This is a genomic window from Mesorhizobium sp. DxT (assembly GCF_058448885.1).
The window spans coordinates 676752-693182 of sequence record NZ_JBZFLJ010000001.1 but is presented as its reverse complement, the minus strand read 5'-3'; the positions used below and the strand labels follow the sequence as shown (position 1 = coordinate 693182).

Here is a 16431-nt window from a genome sequence, read left to right as displayed (position 1 = left end):
TCGATCCGAAAGATCGCCACGCGCTTTGTTATGTGAGGCCTGTTGTCAGCGCTGGAGGTTGGCTGCAGCCTTTGCCAGGGCCTCGATCTCATCCCACTTGCCTCCGGCCACGAGACCGTCCGGCGCCACCCACGAGCCGCCGACGCAGATGACATTAGGCAGCGAGAGATAATCTGCTGCGTTGCCGGCGCCGATGCCCCCGGTCGGGCAGAAGCGGATGCCGGCGAAAGGTGAGGCGAGCGATTTCAGGAATTCGGCGCCACCGGCCTGTTCGGCGGGGAAGAATTTCAGCAGCGAGTAGCCGCGTTCGGCTGCGGCCATGAGCTCACCGGGAGTGATCGCGCCCGGCAGCAGCGGCACGGGGCTCGAGGCGGCGGCGTCGATGAGAGACGTTGTCGTTCCGGGGCTGACGATGAACCGCGCGCCGGCGGAAACCGCTTCTTCGAACTGGTCGGGATTGAGGATCGTGCCGGCGCCCACTATCGCCTCGGGCACCTCCGCCGCGACCGCGCGGATCGCGTCCAGCGCGACCGGCGTGCGCAGCGTGATTTCCACCGCCGGCAGGCCGCCGCGAGCCAGCGCGCGCGCCAGCGGGACGGCGTCCGCGAGACGATCGATCTTGAGGACCGGTATCACCGGCTGGCCCTGCATGATCTTGAGAAGCTCGTCAGTTTTCTGCGTGCCGGATGGCATGGGCCGCTCCATCTGAAATTCAATCGATTTAGGTCTGTGCCGGCTCTAGCAGAGCGCCGCCGGACTGTCCACGCCAATACGAGTCGTGCGCGCCGCCGTCAAAAGGTTGCCCGGCCGAAGAGCCTCTTCAGGAGATTCTCGAACCATCCGGAGAGTGAGAAGCCGCCGCTTTCGCGCTTCTCCAGCGCCGCCATGGTGGCCGGGCCTACGATGCCGTCGACCAGCAGTCCCCGCCGATCCTGAAAGCGGCGGACGGCGTCCTCGGTTTGCGGGCCGAATACGCCATCGATGCGCAGCGAAAAGCCGTGTCCATTCAGGCGGATTTGCAGGTTTCGTACCCCGTCACCACGCATGCCGCGCCGCAGGAGAGCGGAGGGCGGCCCGGCATTGCCCCGGCTGTATCGGGTGTAAGCCTTGGCAAGCTTCCGGTCGTAGCCGTTCTTGCGAAAGCCGGGGCCGTTATATCCGCGTGCAAAGCCAGCCCAGTCGCGCCGGCGCAGCGCCTCGGCCAGACCGGCCTTGTCGATATAGCGCGCCATGAGATTGAGCTGACCGGCGGTGCCGGACCGTGCCTCATCGACAAGCGCATCGACGCTGGCGTAGCCGAGCCAGGCCCAGTGCGCGCCCATGACCTGGCCGATGCCCCAGGAAACGGACTCGTATGCTGCCCGCCGGTCGATCCGGGCAGCGCGCGCTAGTAGCGACCAGCGTGCCGACTGGGATGCAGGGTTGGCGATCGCGCCTGCATCGGGAGAGGCCAGGCCGCTAAGGCGCGCTTCCTCGCGCTTCGCGCCCGATAGGCGCCTGTCGAAATAATGCCCCTCGAAACGGATCAGCGGCTCCGCCCTGCCGCCGACCATGGCGTGGGTTCTCAAGCCGCTTTCTATATGCGCGACCGCAGCGAGTGCCGCCGGCTCGATACCCAGCCGCTCCGCGATCTTTTCGATTTCAGTCAGCACCGCTTCACCCAGCATGTCGCATCTCCTTGGCCGAGACGCATTGTCGACCGGGTTTGGGGGAGGTGGACAAACGCCTTGAAACCGGCACACCAGAGCGATAGGAGCGCGCCATGGATCGTTCTGACCCCACAGGTTCCGTCTTTCTTGTTGCCGCGCTCTACCGCTTCGCAGCGCTGCCGCAGTGGCGCGAGCTGCGCATGCCACTCGCCGAATTCTGCTGCGCGCGCGGCATAAGGGGCACGCTGCTGCTCGCCCATGAGGGCATCAACGGCACGGTCGCCGGCAGCCACGATGCGATTGCCGAACTGGTCGCCCATCTCGAAGCGATCCCGGCGCTGGCCGGGCTTGAGGTGAAGTACAGCACGGCGTCCGATATGCCGTTCCATCGCATGAAGGTGCGGCTCAAGCGCGAGATCGTCACCATGGGGGTCGAGGATCTGGACCCCGCGCGGGATGCCGGCACCTATATCGAGCCGCAGGACTGGAACGCGCTCATCGCCGATCCCGAAACGGTGGTGATCGACACGCGCAACGACTACGAGACGGCCATCGGTACTTTTCGTGGCGCCGTCGATCCGGGTACGGCGAGTTTCCGCGAGTTTCCAGGCTGGGCCGCGGCGCGGCGCGAGGACCTTGCCGGGCGCAAGGTGGCGATGTTCTGTACCGGCGGCATCCGCTGCGAAAAGGCGACGGCCTATATGCGCTCGATCGGCATCGAAGACGTCTACCATCTCAAGGGCGGGATCCTGAAATACCTTGAGGACATGCCGCAGGAGCAAAGCCTGTGGGATGGCGAGTGCTTTGTCTTCGACGAGCGCGTGTCCGTGACCCACGGTCTGCGTGAAGGCGAGGCGGAACTTTGCCGGGCATGCCGGCATCCTCTGACCGCAGCGGATAAGCAATCGACCTTCTTTGTCGAAGGCGTGTCGTGCCATCGCTGCCACGAGAGCCGCAGCGAAGCCGATCGTGCCCGCTACGCCGAACGCCATCGACAGGTGGAACTTGCCAGCAGGCGAGGGGCGAAGCCTCATATCGGCCGCTAAGGCGCGGTAGCTCCTGTCATTGCAATGTCGCTGTCGGCTGCCTACTTCTGGCAGGTTGTCGCGACAGCGGCGTAGAGCGAAACGAAGTTGCAAGGAGTGCCCCGATGCTCGATCCCAGGAAGCTGCTGGATGACCTGCTCGGTTCGAAGGTTCCCGGAACCGAATCGACCGTTCGCGACAAGGCTGGTCAGGCCGCCCAGATGGCGCGGGACAATCCGCTGGCTGCAGGCGCCCTGGCAGCGGTCCTGCTCGGCACTGGCACCGGCCGCAAGGTCACCGGCTCGGCGCTCAAGATCGGTGGCATGGCTGCCGTCGCCGGCCTCGCTTACAAGGCCTACCAGAACTACCGCAACGGCGACCAGCCGGGCCAGGCGCAGAAATCAGCCGATCCGGAATTGCTGCCGCCGCCGGCCGACACGCCTTTCGATCCCGCGCAGGCACCGCAGGGCGAGGCAGAGTTTGCGCTGGTCATCGTGCGTGCAATGATTGCTGCGGCCCGCGCCGACGGGCATATCGACGAGGCCGAACGAGGCCGGATAGCGGACCGGTTGCGCCTGTCGGGCATCGGTGAAGAGGCGGAAGAATTCCTGCTTGCCGAGCTGTCGAAGCCCGTCGACCTTGACACCCTCATCGACGCTGCGAAGACCGACGCGCAGAAGGTCGAGCTCTATACGGCTTCGCGGCTCGCGATCGAACCGCAAACGCGGGCAGAGCGCGGCTATCTCGACATGCTCGCGGGCAGGCTCAAGCTGCCCGACGCGCTGATCGATCACGTCGAGGCGACGGTCTCCGAGGTCAAGACCGACAACCAGTCGGTCTGGTAAGCGGCGTCAGTCCATCACGCGCGAAACGATCGCCGCGAGATCTTCCTCCAGTTCCTCCGAGCTCTGATCTTGGAGGAACTTCATACGCTGCGAAAGCAGCAGGTGCGAGAGGCCGTGGACGATCGCCCAGGTGGCGGCGAGTTGCCGCCTTCCTTCGCGTGTCGTCAATGGAACGACGCCCGCGCCCGCGCCAACGCCTGCAACGAGTTGCTCGAACGACGCGGTCGCGGCCCGTTGCAGCCTGTCTTCCTGAAAGTCGACTTTCCGTGATGAGAACATCAGGGTGAAGAGAGCAGGGTTGGCGCGAGCGAATTCGATGTAGCCCAGCCCCATCGCCACCAGCCTTGCTCTGGCATCGCCCGGGTCCGCCGTATCCATGCGCGCGGAGGTCGTTTTCAGGAAACGTTCGAAACCTTCGGCGGCAAGGGCTGAAAGCAGCCCGGCCACGTCACCGAAGTGATGGGCGGGGGCGGCGTGCGAAACGCCGGCTCGCTTTGCGCAGCCGCGCAGCGTGAAGCCTTCCGGTCCCTTTTCGGCAAGTTCGATTTCTGCCGCCTCCAGCAGTGCACGCCGCAGATCGCCGTGGTGATAGCCCTGCCGTTCGGGCTCGCCGTTCGTCTTCATGTCCCGCCTGTCCTTCACCAGCTCCCACGTCCGCAATGCACCAGCACCGTGCGAAATTCAATCTTTCCAATGTAAAATTTATCTTGACGCCGTAAAGATCGTAAGTCAATCTTGACGGCGTCAAGAATGGAGAGACGGGTATGGATGCCGATACGATATTTCAGCTCAGCGGGCCGGTGGCCATCGCCGGATGGCTGTCGCTGTTCGCAAGTCCGTGGCTTCCGAGCTTTGCCGACCGTTTCGCGAGCACAATCGTGCCGGCTCTGCCGTCGGTCGCCTATGTCGGGCTGATGCTGGCCTTCTGGAGCGGGGCCGAAGGCGGGTTCGACACGCTGGATAATGTCGCGTTGCTGTTTCAGACGCGAGAATTGCTGCTGGCAGGTTGGCTACACTACCTCGCCTTCGACCTGTTCGTGGGGGCATGGATTGTGCGCACGGCGCGCGCCGAGGGCATTTCATTCTGGCTTGCATTGCCCTGCCTTCCGTTGACCTTCCTGTTCGGTCCGGCCGGCTATCTCGCATTCATTTCGCTGAGGACGGTACTCCCCGGTCGGCGACTGTTCGAGCCCGCTTGAGTTTTGTGAGGAAACATGACGATGACCATGTCCATTGCCGAGGAAGCCCGCTTCGTGACAATCGACCGGCGCCGGCCACTCGATGCGCTTGTCAGGCATGAGCCCGTCTTCGGCGCCCTGGGGCTTCTGATGATGGCGGCGATGGCGCCGACATTGTTTGCCTATGCCATTGACGGGCGCACGTTCAACGGCGTGAACGTTTGGCTGAAGCCGTTGAAGTTCGAGTTCTCGCTGACGGTCTATTTTCTCACGCTGGCGTTCTTTGCGCGCTGGCTGCCGACCGATATCCGCGCCCGGCGCTGGTATCGCTGGTTTACCGGAGCAGTCGTTGTGGCTTCGGTTGCCGAGATCGTCTGGATCGGAGCGGCGGCGGCGATGGGCACCGCGTCCCACTTCAACACAACGCCAATCGGCGCCGCAATCTATCCGGCGATGGGTGTCGCAGCGACGTTGATTACATCCGCGTCCGCCGTCTTCGCCTGGCAGATTTGGCGCAACGGTGCGCTGCGCATGCCGCCCGCCTTCCGCGAGAGCGTCGTGCTGGGGCTTGCGCTGGTGTTGCCGCTGACACTGATAACTGCCGGAACCATGAGCGGGCTGGGTGGACACGGCATCGGTCGGCAGGCGGGCGACACTGGCGGCCTGATGCTCATGGGGTGGGCGCGTGATGGCGGCGACCTGCGCGTGGCCCATTTCTTCGCCACCCACGCGATGCATTTCATCCCGGCGTTCGCGCTCGTCTCGGTTGCCGTTTTCGGCGGTGCCGACCGCAGGCCGGTGCGGATTTTCGCGGCACTGTTTGTGGCCTTTGTGGCTTTCACCTTCGTTCAGGCGCTGATGGGCATGCCGTTTATGCCGGCTGCGGGATGAGCCGGCAAACTGCATTAACCGATCGTTAACGAATCAGGTACAATCTGAAACAAGTCGAATCGGCTTTCCTCCTCCCAAGCACGATTCAGATTAAGGGCGGTCCCTACGACCGCCCTTTCTTTGGCAGCACCTGCCTGACTTGCCTTCCCGCCTCCCATCTGCAAATCAACGTTGGTGAAACGTGGAGGAGGTTCTCATGGCCGCAACAAAATTCGCTCTCGTGACCGGTGCCGGCACCGGTGTTGGAAAGAGCGTTGCCACCGCGCTGGTTCGCAACGGCTGGGACACGATTTTTACGGGCCGAACGCTGGGGCGGCTCGAAGAGGCGGCAGAGGCGGCCAATGGGTTGGGTGGCGGCCGCGCGCTGGCGGTTGCTTGCGACGTTTCACGGCCTGAGCAGGTGGAGCGGCTGTTCGAGCGCATTGGTGACGAGTTCGGCCGGCTCGACCTTCTCTTCAACAATGCCGGCATGAGTGCCAAGGCCATGCCGATCGACGAAATTCCGGTCGAAACCTGGCACGATGTCGTGGACGTGAACCTGACCGGTTCGTTTCTGTGTGCGCGGGCGGCCTTCGGCATGATGCGCCGGCAGACCCCGCAGGGCGGTCGCATCATCAACAACGGGTCGATCTCGGCCTATGCCCCACGTCCGGGTTCCGTGCCCTATACGGCCACCAAACACGCCATCACCGGCCTGACCAAGACGCTGGCGCTCGATGGCCGGCCGTTCGACATCGCCTGCGGCCAGGTCGACATCGGCAATGCGCTCACCGAAATGGCAGCCCCGATGGCGCAGGGCGTGCCCCAGGCGGACGGCTCGGTCAGGGCCGAAGCGGTCATGGATGTCGCGCACGTCGCCAATGCGGTCGTGCACATGGCCAGCCTGCCGCTTGACGCCAATATCCTGTTCATGAACGTGATGGCGACAAAAATGCCCTTTGTCGGGCGCGGATAGGAAGAACCCTCCCGCTTTCCGGGCCACTTCGATAGGGCGTTGTTGGACTTTACGTCGCTGACGGGATTTCTATTTCCTCCAGGACGTCGGGGCTTGCCGGTCGTGGCTGCCGCCGTGCTAGAACAATCTACGGCCATTGATTGCGGAGGCTGACCTCGACATGGAAGCGCTTCTTGGCGGGGCTCAACCCTATATCGCGCTCGTGCTGCTGGTGCTTCTGCTGGCCGCCTTCGTGATCGAACGCTATCCGCCGGAGGTTACTGCCGCGGGAGGCGCTGCGGCGTTCCTTCTGCTGGGTTTGACCACCCCGGAAGATGCGATGCGCGTCTTCTCGAATTCCGCGCCCATAACCATTGCGGCGATGTTCGTGTTGTCGGGCGCGCTGGTGCGCACCGGCGTGCTCGAAAACCTCGCAAGCAGGCTGACGACCAGCGCCACGAACCATCCGGCCCTGGTGGTCGCGGCTCTTCTCATCGGCACGGTGGCCGCGTCGGCCTTCATGAACAATACGCCGGTCGTGCTGATCCTGATCCCGATCGTTTTTCGGCTCGCCCGCACGCTGGACATCGCAGCCACGAGGCTGCTGATCCCAATTTCCTACGCTGCGATCCTCGGCGGCACCTGCACGCTGATCGGCACGTCCACCAACATTCTCGTCGACGGTGTGGCGCGCAATGCCGGCGAGCCGGCGTTCTCGATCTTCGAGATAACCCCGATCGGCATCGTTGCAGCGCTTACTGGAACACTGGTCATGCTGCTCCTCGGGCGTTTCCTGCTGCCTGACAGGCGCGGTGCAGGCGAGACGGCGCAGGCCGGAGAAACGGAGTTCCTCTCCGAGGTGACCGTTCGCGCCGAGGGCCGTTATACCCAGGCGAAGATCGGCGCCATCAGCGACTTCAATCGTGCAGGGCTCAAGGTCCTGGGCCTGCGCAGCGGCGGCGAGGTCATCCGCGACAATGTCGGCGCGCGCACGATGAAGCGGGGCGATTCGCTGATCCTCCTGGGCACTGCTTCGGAGATTCTCACGCTCAACGAAAAGAGCGAACTGCATGTTGGCCTGCGCCGCAGCCAGGAGCGTGCCGGCGACAAAGTGGTGGTGGAGGCTGTCGTTGCCCCGCATCGCGCAACCACCGGCGAGCGGATCGGCGACCTGATGCTGGGTCGCCGCTATGGCGTGCGCATCCTGGGCGCGCATCGCCACCGGCACATCCCCGGCTCCGACCTTGAAAGCGTCAAGCTCAGGCCTGCCGACAAGCTGTTGCTCGAAGGCCCGCCGGACAATTTCGACGCATTGACCGAGGATGCAAGTCTCGTCTCGGTATCGCGACCCAGCGCGCGGCCTTATCGGCGCAGCAAGGCTCCGGTGGCACTTGGCGCGCTGGCCGCGGTCGTCGGCCTTGCAGCCTTCAACGTCATGGACATCGCAATTCTCGCGCTACTCGCGGTGGCGGCGATCCTGCTGCTGCGCTGCCTGGACAGCGACGAGGCGTGGGGTTCCATCGACGGCTCCATCCTCGTGCTGATCTTTTCGATGCTCATTATCGGAGCGGGGCTCGAACGATCGGGCGGGGTCCAGCTCATCGTCAACGCGCTAGCGCCGTATCTGGCGACGATGCCGCCGGTGGTCACACTGGTCGCGATCTTCGCGATCTCATCAACCTTGACCGAGCTGGTTACCAACAATGCGGTCGCGGTTCTCGTGGCGCCGATCGCCATCGGTCTCGCAACGCAGATGGGGATCGACCCACGGCCATTTCTCATCGCCGTGATGATCGGCGCTAGCGCCAGCTTCGCCACGCCGATCGGCTACCAGACGAACACGCTGGTATACGGCGCCGGCAACTACCGTTTCACCGACTTCCTGAAAGTGGGCATTCCCATGAACATCGCCGTTGCCGTCGCAAGCTGCGTGGCAATCTGGCTGATCTATGACCTCTAGACCTCCGCCACTGAGACACCGGGCAGGTAGCGCGTGATCGGGCGGATTTCGTAGACGGCGGACTTGTTCACGCGACGCAACTCGCGTGCTGCGTCGATTGCGGCATCCAGCGAGTCGCACTCCAGCATGTAAATGCCGAGCAACTGCTCCTTCGTCTCGGCGAACGGACCATCGATGACCATCGCCTCGGGACTGCGCAATGTTACCGCCTGGCCGGTGAAGTCAAGCCGCGCCGCCGGTCCCAGCTTGCCGGTCTCGTTGATCTTGTCATGGACCTTCATCAGGTTGCCCATCAACGCCTCACCGTCTTCCGGCGTCATCGCGGCGACGACGCCTTCCTCGTGATAGGCGAGTATCGCGTAAAGCATGCGGTTCCTCCAGGCTTTGTCGGGTGGTGCTGTATCGGCTAGCGGGTAAGGAAGTTTTCTATTCTTTCCAGGGCCCGCAGAATATTCTCTTCGGAATTGGCGTATGAAAGGCGCAGATAGCCTTCTCCGAGGACGCCGAAATCCGGGCCGCCGATCAGCGCGACGCCGGCATCTTCCAGCAAGGCCGATGCGAACGCCTTGGCCGGGCGGCCGGTGTCCCGTACGTTGGGAAACGCGTAGAACGCGCCCTTGGGGGTGATACAGGAAAAGCCCGGCAGCGCATTCAGGCCTTCCACGACGATCCTGCGTCGCCGGTCGAAGGCCGCGAGCATCTTCTCGACCTCCTCCTGCGGGCCGTCGATGGCGGCGATGCCGGCGAACTGGCTGGGCGCGTTGACGCAGGACCAGCAATTGACCGCAAGCTTGCGCACCTTGTCGTAGAGGTGGCCGCTCTCCGGGACGTTCGGCCAGATCGACCAGCCCATGCGCCAGCCGGTCATCGCCCAGGTCTTCGACCAGCCGTTGAGCACGATCAGCCGATCGCGGATTTCCGGGAACTGGAGCAGCGAGGTATGCGTCTCGCCGTCATAGGTCATCACGTCGTAGATTTCGTCGGAGAGGATTGCGAAGTGGGGATGCGCCTCGAGGCCGCGCACCAGCTTCTCGATTTCCGCCCTCGGCGTCACGCCGCCTGTGGGATTGGCAGGGGAGTTGACGATCAGCAGTCGTGTTGCCGGCGTGATCAGGGACAGGGTCTCATCGGCCGAAAAGGCGAAACCGTTTTCCTCGCGGATCGGCACAGGCACCGGGCGCGCACCGGTGAACTCGATCATCGATCGATAGATCGGAAAGCCCGGATCGGGGTAGAGAATGTCGACGCCCGGTGCGCCGAACATCAGGATCGCGGCGAACATGGTCGGCTTGCCGCCTGGCATGATCATCACATTCTCGGGCGAAACCTCGACGCCTGTCGTGGTCAGCGTGCGGCGCACGACTGCTTCGCGCGTCGCCAGCAAACCGGTCGCCGGGGTGTAGCCATGGTGGCCATCGCGCAGGGCCTTAACGGCTGCGTCGACGATGTGCGCCGGCGTGCTGAAATCGGGCTGGCCGATGCCCAGATTGATGATGTCCTTGCCCGATTGTGCCAGTGCGGTCGCGCGCGCGAGCACCGCAAAGGCATTCTCCTCGCCGATCCTGTCGAAGGCCTCGATCGTTTGGAGCATGCGGGCGTTCCTCCCTGGTTCTTGTCCCGGCACGATGTTCTTGTGAGGCTTGGCGTCTGTTTGTCAATGTTGGTGGGCACATGGAAGATCTGAGCCAATGGACGCCGCGGCAGCGGCCTGAGCGCGAGCCGATGGAGGGGCGCTATGTGCGCCTTGAACCGCTAAATGCCGCACGCCACGGAGACGCGCTTTTCGAAGCATCTTCGACACCGGATAAGGATTCGCGCTTCCGCTGGCTCTATGACCACGCGCCACAGGACCGGGCAGATTTCCAGCCATGGCTCGACAAGGCCGCGGTGAGCGACGATCCGCTTTATTTCGCGGTGATCGACAAGGCCAGCGGGCGGGTTGCCGGTCGCCAGAGCTTTATGCGCATCGATACGGCCAACGGCGTCATCGAGATCGGCAACATTCTCTGGAACGGGCTCGTCGCCCGAAAGCCGGCGGCGACGGAGGCTCTTTACCTGTTCGCACGGCATGCCTTCGACGATCTCGGCTATCGCCGCTTCGAGTGGAAATGCAATGCCGAGAACGAGCCGTCGCGAAGTGCCGCGCTGCGTTTCGGGTTTTCCTTCGAGGGCGTTTTTCGCCAGCATCTCATCGTCAAGGGCTGCAATCGCGACACCGCATGGTTTGCGATGATCGACAAGGAATGGCCGACGATAGGCCGCGCCCTTGAGGAGTGGCTTGATCCGGAAAACTTCGATAGTGAAGGGCAGCAGAAAAGGCGGCTCGGCGAGATCAGGGCTGCCGTGACAGCCTGAGGAGCGCCGGCATGGCCCATGGCCACGCGCACGATCATTCCGGCCACGGCCATTCCCACGGCGCGGGCGACAAGACGCGGGTGCTGGTCGCCGCCTGTCTGACGGGTGGGTTCATGGTGGCCGAGGCGATCGGCGGCTTGGTCACCGGGTCGCTGGCGCTTCTGGCCGACGCCGGCCACATGCTTTCCGACACGGTTGCGCTGGTGCTGGCCTGGTATGCGTTTCACTTGGCGGGGAGGGCGGCCACGGCGCGCCTGACCTACGGCTTCGACCGAGTGAAGACGCTGGTTGCCTACACAAACGGGCTGACGATCTTCGCTATCGGTATCTGGATCGTCTATGAGGCTTGGCACCGCATGGCGGAGCCTTCGCCGATCCTGGGCGGGCCAATGCTGGTGATCGGCGTGCTCGGCCTGCTGGTCAATGTTGCGGCGTTCTTCGTTCTGCATGGCGGTGACAGGGAAAACCTCAACATGCGCGGGGCGCTCCTGCACGTGCTCGGCGATCTGCTTGGCTCCGTCGCGGCAATCGCGGCTGCCGGCATCATCCTGTTGACAGGCTGGTATCCCATCGATCCGATCCTTTCGGCGCTGGTCGCATTGCTGCTGTTTCGAAGCGCCTGGTCGCTGGTGCGGGAGTCCGGCCACATGCTGCTTGAGGGCACGCCCAGCGGCCTCGACCGCGACGAAATCGCGCGCGACATCGAAGCGAATGTCAGAGGTGTGCTCGGCATTCACCACATGCATGTCTGGTCGCTGGACGGGACACGCAACATGGCCACGCTTCACGCCTGTCTGCGCGAAGGGATCGACGCGCATGCGGCGATCTGCGACATCAAGCTGCGCATGGCGAAGGTGCATCAAATCGATCATGTGACCGTCGAGCCGGAATTCGGGCATTGCGCCGACCGGCCGGCGGGCGTCCATCTGCATTAGGGAGAGAAGTGGAATGGCTGGAAGGCTCAAGGGCAAGATCGCGGTGGTGACCGCAGCGGGGCAGGGAATCGGACGCGCGATCGCCGAAGCCTTCGTGAAGGAAGGCGCAACCGTTTATGCGACCGACGTTGACCGCGCGAAGCTCGAAGGCTTGGCGCGGGCGAAGAAGGGCAAGCTCAACGTGCTGTCCACCCGCGCCGTCGACGCCTACGCCGCCAAGGTTGGTTCGATCGACATTCTGGTGAACGTCGCCGGTTACGTGCATCACGGGACCGTGCTCGATTGCGAGGAAAAGGATTGGGATTTTTCCTTCGACCTCAACGTCAAGGCCATGCACCGCACGATCCGCGCGTTCCTGCCCGGCATGCTGGAGCGGGCCAGGGAAACCGGCGCGTCGGGTTCGATCATCAACCTGTCGTCCTGCGCGTCTTCGCTGAAGGCGGTGCCTAACCGCTACGCCTACGGGGCTTCCAAGGCGGCCGTGATCGGTCTCACCAAGGCTGTCGCGATGGACTTCGTCACGAAGGGCGTGCGCTGCAACGCGATCTGCCCCGGCACCGTGCGGTCTCCGTCCTGGGAGGAGCGCGTCGAGGAACTCGGCCAGTCGGTGGGCGGCAAGGACAAGGCGCTCGAGATGTTCGTGGCCCGTCAGCCGATGGGCCGCGTTGGCGAAGCATCGGAGATCGCCGCGCTCGCCGTCTATCTCGCAGGCGATGAATCTGCGTTCACCACCGGAACCGCGATTCCGGTCGACGGCGGTTTGACAAACTGATGGATCGGGACACGCGTAATGCGGCGATCGCTGCCGCGGTCATACTGGTCGGGTTCGGCATCGTCGCGTTCTACATGCCGACGCTGATGCTGGCCGCCGGTGAAGCCTCCCCCTTCGTTGGCGGCATACTCGCGGTGGCATTCGTGCTTGCCTTCTTCGGCGTGTTCTGGCTGCGTGGGCGCAGCCGACGGAAGGGCAACGGGGAGGAGTAGCCATGCGCGTGCTGGTGACGGGTGCGGCCGGGATGGTCGGCCGCAAGCTGACCAAGCGTCTGATGGAAGACCGCACCGTGGCCGGCTGGACAATCGCCGCGCTCGACCTGCACGACGTGACGCCTTTCGATGCGACGTCCTCGCCGGCGATGCATGTCACAGTTCATGTCGGGGATCTCGCCGCTGAAGGTGCGGCGGCCGCGCTCGTGGCGCCCAGGCCCGATCTGGTGTTCCACCTGGCCGGTGTGGTTTCGGGCGAGGCGGAGGCCAATCTCGAACTCGGCTACCGTGTCAACCTCGACGGCACCCGCGCGTTGTTTGATGCGATCCGACAGGCCGGCAACGCGCCGCGCGTCGTCTTCACCTCGTCGATTGCCGTCTATGGCGGTCCCTATCCGGAGGTGATTTCCGACGATTTCCACACGGTTCCGCTGACTTCATACGGCACGCAGAAGCTGATGTCTGAAGCGCTGCTCAACGATTACAGCCGGCGTGGCTTTTTCGACGGGATCGGTCTCCGGTTCCCGACGATCTGCGTGCGACCGGGTAAGCCGAACAAGGCGGCTTCCGGCTTCTTCTCCAACATCATCCGCGAGCCGTTGGTGGGATTGCCGACGGTTCTGCCCGTGCCGCGCGACGTGGTTCATACCCACGCAAGCCCGCGTTCGGCAGTGGGTTTCCTCATTCATGCGGCTGGTCTCGATGGCGACCGGGTCGGGCCGCGCCGCAATATCACCTTGCCGGGCGTCGGCGTTTCCGTCGGCGAGCAGATCGAGGCGCTGCGTCGCGTGGCCGGTCAGGATGCGGTCGACCTGATCCGGGAGGAGCCAGACGAAACCGTGTGGGCGCTGGTCAAGAATTGGCCTACGCGGTTCGAGGCGCGCCGTGCGGGCGAACTCGGTTTCAAGGCCGAAACGAGCTTTGACGAGATCATTCGCGCGCACATCGAGGATGAGCTCTCAGACTGAGAGCGCAGCCATCAGCAACGTAAGGCCGAGCAGGAACACGAAGCCGGCGCCGGCAATCTCGATCAAGCCGAGCACCCGGTTTCCAGTGCGTCCATCGCCTGCATAGGCAACGGCCCAGTTCTTCGCCGTCACCGCCATGATGGCCAGTGCCGACACCGTGATCGCGGTGCCGATCGCCATGGCGAAGACCGAGACGATGCCGCCGAACCAGAGACCGTTGAGGAAAGCGAAGGACAGCACGATCAGCGCGCCGGTGCAGGGGCGCAGACCCACGGCAACGACAGCCGCCCAAGCTGTTTTCCAGTTGAAATGCTCACCTGCGATCAGCTTCGGGTCGGGCGCGTGGGCATGGCCGCAGGTCGAACAGACCTCGCCATGCGCGTGGTCGTGATCGTGGTGATGATCGTGATGGTGATGCCCATGATCATGGTGGTGGTTATCGGCATGCGCATGGGCGGCCGATGAAAGGCTGTGGGCCGGATTGCCGAACAGCAAGCCGCGCAGATATGGGCCGGCCTTGCGCCACAACAGCCAAGCGCCGAAGCCCGTCACCAGCACATAGCTCACGATCTCGAGGAAACGCGTTGCGTCGGTCATCGAGATCGCCGTCCCGCGCAGTACCAGGAAAACGGCGCCCATGATGGCAATTGCCGACAACGCCTGAAGCATGGCGGAAACGAAAGACAGCATCACGCCGCGCCGCAGGGCAACCTCGTTGGCAAGCATGTAGGAGGAGATGACCGCCTTGCCGTGGCCCGGACCGGCGGCATGGAAAACGCCGTAGGCGAAGGAAAGGCCGACAAGAATCCACACCCCACCGCCGCCGTCGCGCATGGAACGCAAGGCGCCGGTAAGCGAGCGGTAAAAGCCTTGTTGCTGCGCGTTGACCCAGTTCAGCAGGCCTGCAAACAGACCGGTTGACGGCAGGGTTGCCTCGTTCGCTCCGATGCCGAGCGAGCTTTGCGCATGCGCAGGGCCTGCGAAATGGGTGAGGATGAAGGTCAGCGCCAACAGCGCGAAGACTATGCGGGTGGTCGTCTTTTTCACGCCGGTCATCCCTCTCCAGTGCAATTCAGTTCGAGTCGGGTCGCGAAAAGCTTGGAATAGTCGTTGTTGGACGGGTCGTTGAAGAAGGCCTCGGTGAGCGACTGTTGATTCATCGCGATGGCTTCATCCGGATTGGGGCGAACGACTGTCCGGATGCAGCTTTCCGGAAGATCGGCAACGACCAGGTTCTTGTCTTCGTAAAAGTCGATCGCGGTGTAGAAGGTCGGGTCGTAGACGCCGAAATCGAGCTGGCCGTCCAGATGCAGCGGTTCTGCAGGGCGTGATTCGAACAGAACGATAAGCTGGTTGTCCTCGTAATTCGCCATAATGCGATCCGGCGCCAGCATCTCCACTTCCTTGCCGCCAGCGGTGACGATCTGGAAGTAGTTGAACTCGGCAAGCGATTCATGAATGACCGAACCGACTTCCTCGAGTTCCGCGTTGTCCAGCACGAGGTCGGCATTCTTGTCGAACTCCAGAAGCACGGTGCTGGAAAAGAGATCGTCGAAACGCCAGACATGGCGCAGCGCGACGACGTTGCGATCCGCATCGATTGCGACTTCGAGGTTCGCTTCAGCGAAGACATGGGGGTGTGCCAGAGCAGGGGCTGCGCCCGAAACGCAAAGCGCTGCGACGACGGCCGGCAATGTTCGCTTGCTGATTCTGCAGTTCACGGCTGAGCCACCCTCTTCGGAGCGCCCGAGCATCAGCAGAAACCGGGCAAAAATGGGACATCCGCGTGCATTTGTTTCGCAGAATCAATCCTGTTCATGCTGCTTGAACCACTGGGCCAGAAAGTCGACGAATACCCTGATCTTTGCCGGCAGGTAGCGGCGGTGCGGGTAAACCGCAAAGATGCCACCGCCGCGCGGTACCCATTCTTCCAGCACCGTAACGAGTTGGCCGCTCTCCAGCGCGGGGGCGGCAATGAAATCCGGGAGCGGGGCAAACCCCAGGCCGGCGATAGCGGCGGCACGCGTCGTCAGCGGGCTGTTGGCCTCCAGCGGGCCGGAGACGGCCACCGAGAACATCTCGCCGTTCTCGCGCATGAACGGCCAGTTGGACAGCCACCTGCCGTTGGTGTCGATGATGCACGGCATGCGGGCGAGGTCCTGCGGCTTTTCCGGTTTGCCGTGTTCTTCGAGAAAGGCCGGCGATGCGCAGATATTCAGGGCAAAGGGCGCCAGCCGGCGCGCGATCATGGAGGAATCCTCAAGCCGCGTGATGCGGATCGCCAGATCGAAGCCCTCCTCGACCAGGTCGACGAAACGATCGTCGAGATGCACATCGAGCACGATGTCGGAATAGGCCTTGGCGAAATCGATCAGGGAATGGCCGATCGGGGCGTCGGAGAAGGTGCGCGGCGCGGTGATCTTGATGCGTCCCCGCACGTCGCCCGACGAATCGCGAACCGTATCCGAAAGGCTGTCGATTTCGCGCACGATCTCGGAAGCGCGCTTGTAGTAGGTGTGCCCGGCCTCCGTCAGCGAGAATTGCCGCGTCGTGCGGTTGAGGAGCAGCGCGCCCAGCTCGTCCTCCAGTTCGCGGACATATTTTGACAGGAGCGCCTTCGAACGCCCGATCTTGCGAGCGGCCGCCGAGAAACCCTCGGCCTCCACCACCTCGATGAAGGCGCGCATCCGTGTCAGCGTATCCATGG

Annotated in this window: 19 protein-coding genes; 11 read left to right on the top strand and 8 right to left on the bottom strand. The window is 63.6% G+C overall.

Annotation, left to right across the window (positions count from 1 at the left end):
* Positions 1-45 precede the first annotated feature (45 nt).
* Entirely contained in the window at positions 46-693 is a 648-nt protein-coding gene (locus tag ACVJNE_RS03305) for a 2-dehydro-3-deoxy-phosphogluconate aldolase (RefSeq protein ID WP_499562912.1), read from the bottom strand.
* A gap of 98 nt (positions 694-791) precedes the next feature.
* Positions 792-1667, bottom strand: coding sequence for an N-acetylmuramidase domain-containing protein (locus tag ACVJNE_RS03300; protein ID WP_499562910.1), 876 nt, complete (start codon positions 1665-1667; stop codon positions 792-794).
* 95 nt (positions 1668-1762) lie between these two features.
* On the opposite strand from ACVJNE_RS03300, the gene trhO reads away from it, so the two are divergent.
* Entirely contained in the window at positions 1763-2695 is a 933-nt protein-coding gene (gene trhO, locus ACVJNE_RS03295; RefSeq protein WP_499562908.1) for an oxygen-dependent tRNA uridine(34) hydroxylase TrhO, read from the top strand.
* 104 nt (positions 2696-2799) lie between these two features.
* Positions 2800-3519, top strand: a complete 720-nt coding sequence (locus ACVJNE_RS03290; RefSeq protein ID WP_499562906.1) for a tellurite resistance TerB family protein — start codon at positions 2800-2802, stop codon at positions 3517-3519.
* Positions 3520-3525: 6 nt separating this feature from the next.
* Here the strand turns inward: ACVJNE_RS03290 and ACVJNE_RS03285 are convergent, their stop codons facing one another.
* On the bottom strand, positions 3526-4143 hold the full coding sequence (locus ACVJNE_RS03285) for a TetR/AcrR family transcriptional regulator (protein ID WP_499562904.1): 618 nt from the start codon (positions 4141-4143) through the stop codon (positions 3526-3528).
* A 140-nt stretch (positions 4144-4283) separates the two neighbouring features.
* On the opposite strand from ACVJNE_RS03285, the gene ACVJNE_RS03280 reads away from it, so the two are divergent.
* From ACVJNE_RS03280 to ACVJNE_RS03265, 4 genes are all read left to right on the top strand, one after another.
* Positions 4284-4718, top strand: a complete 435-nt coding sequence (locus ACVJNE_RS03280; RefSeq protein ID WP_499562902.1) for an ABA4-like family protein — start codon at positions 4284-4286, stop codon at positions 4716-4718.
* 21 nt (positions 4719-4739) lie between these two features.
* Complete coding sequence (locus ACVJNE_RS03275; protein WP_499562900.1) at positions 4740-5588, top strand: hypothetical protein; 849 nt, start codon at positions 4740-4742, stop codon at positions 5586-5588.
* 196 nt (positions 5589-5784) lie between these two features.
* Positions 5785-6543 (top strand): SDR family oxidoreductase, encoded by a 759-nt coding sequence (locus ACVJNE_RS03270; RefSeq protein ID WP_499562898.1) that lies wholly within the window; start codon positions 5785-5787, stop codon positions 6541-6543.
* 160 nt (positions 6544-6703) lie between these two features.
* On the top strand, positions 6704-8482 hold the full coding sequence (locus tag ACVJNE_RS03265) for an SLC13 family permease (protein WP_499562896.1): 1779 nt from the start codon (positions 6704-6706) through the stop codon (positions 8480-8482).
* Here the strand turns inward: ACVJNE_RS03265 and ACVJNE_RS03260 are convergent.
* Both ACVJNE_RS03260 and ACVJNE_RS03255 read right to left on the bottom strand, forming a co-directional pair.
* On the bottom strand, positions 8479-8850 hold the full coding sequence (locus ACVJNE_RS03260) for a YciI family protein (RefSeq protein WP_499562895.1): 372 nt from the start codon (positions 8848-8850) through the stop codon (positions 8479-8481). The two genes, ACVJNE_RS03265 and ACVJNE_RS03260, sit on opposite strands and share 4 nt — an antisense overlap.
* Positions 8851-8888: 38 nt before the next feature.
* Positions 8889-10073: a pyridoxal phosphate-dependent aminotransferase gene (locus ACVJNE_RS03255; RefSeq protein WP_499562893.1), complete on the bottom strand. Its 1185-nt coding sequence runs from the start codon at positions 10071-10073 to the stop codon at positions 8889-8891.
* Positions 10074-10153: 80 nt separating this feature from the next.
* Between ACVJNE_RS03255 and ACVJNE_RS03250 the strand changes: the two genes are divergently transcribed.
* The 5 genes from ACVJNE_RS03250 to denD are packed head-to-tail and all read left to right on the top strand — an operon-like array spanning position 10154 to position 13724.
* Complete coding sequence (locus ACVJNE_RS03250; RefSeq protein WP_499562891.1) at positions 10154-10837, top strand: GNAT family N-acetyltransferase; 684 nt, start codon at positions 10154-10156, stop codon at positions 10835-10837.
* Positions 10838-10848: 11 nt separating this feature from the next.
* Positions 10849-11772, top strand: a complete 924-nt coding sequence (locus tag ACVJNE_RS03245) for a cation diffusion facilitator family transporter (RefSeq protein WP_499562889.1) — start codon at positions 10849-10851, stop codon at positions 11770-11772.
* A gap of 13 nt (positions 11773-11785) precedes the next feature.
* Complete coding sequence (locus ACVJNE_RS03240; protein ID WP_499562887.1) at positions 11786-12544, top strand: SDR family oxidoreductase; 759 nt, start codon at positions 11786-11788, stop codon at positions 12542-12544.
* Entirely contained in the window at positions 12544-12756 is a 213-nt protein-coding gene (locus ACVJNE_RS03235; protein ID WP_499562885.1) for a hypothetical protein, read from the top strand. The genes ACVJNE_RS03240 and ACVJNE_RS03235 overlap by 1 nt, the downstream gene beginning before the upstream one ends.
* A gap of 2 nt (positions 12757-12758) precedes the next feature.
* Positions 12759-13724: a D-erythronate dehydrogenase gene (gene denD / locus ACVJNE_RS03230; protein WP_499562883.1), complete on the top strand. Its 966-nt coding sequence runs from the start codon at positions 12759-12761 to the stop codon at positions 13722-13724.
* Here denD and ACVJNE_RS03225 read toward each other — a convergent pair.
* Genes ACVJNE_RS03225 through ACVJNE_RS03215 form a run of 3 tightly spaced genes read right to left on the bottom strand, consistent with a single transcriptional unit; the run spans position 13716 to position 16429 of the window.
* On the bottom strand, positions 13716-14780 hold the full coding sequence (locus ACVJNE_RS03225; RefSeq protein WP_499562881.1) for a nickel/cobalt transporter: 1065 nt from the start codon (positions 14778-14780) through the stop codon (positions 13716-13718). The two genes, denD and ACVJNE_RS03225, sit on opposite strands and share 9 nt — an antisense overlap.
* A complete protein-coding gene (locus tag ACVJNE_RS03220) occupies positions 14777-15478 on the bottom strand; it encodes a DUF1007 family protein (RefSeq protein ID WP_499562879.1) in 702 nt (233 codons plus the stop codon). Before ACVJNE_RS03220 ends, ACVJNE_RS03225 begins: the two co-directional genes overlap by 4 nt.
* A gap of 51 nt (positions 15479-15529) precedes the next feature.
* Complete coding sequence (locus ACVJNE_RS03215; RefSeq protein ID WP_499562877.1) at positions 15530-16429, bottom strand: LysR family transcriptional regulator; 900 nt, start codon at positions 16427-16429, stop codon at positions 15530-15532.
* Positions 16430-16431 lie beyond the last annotated feature (2 nt).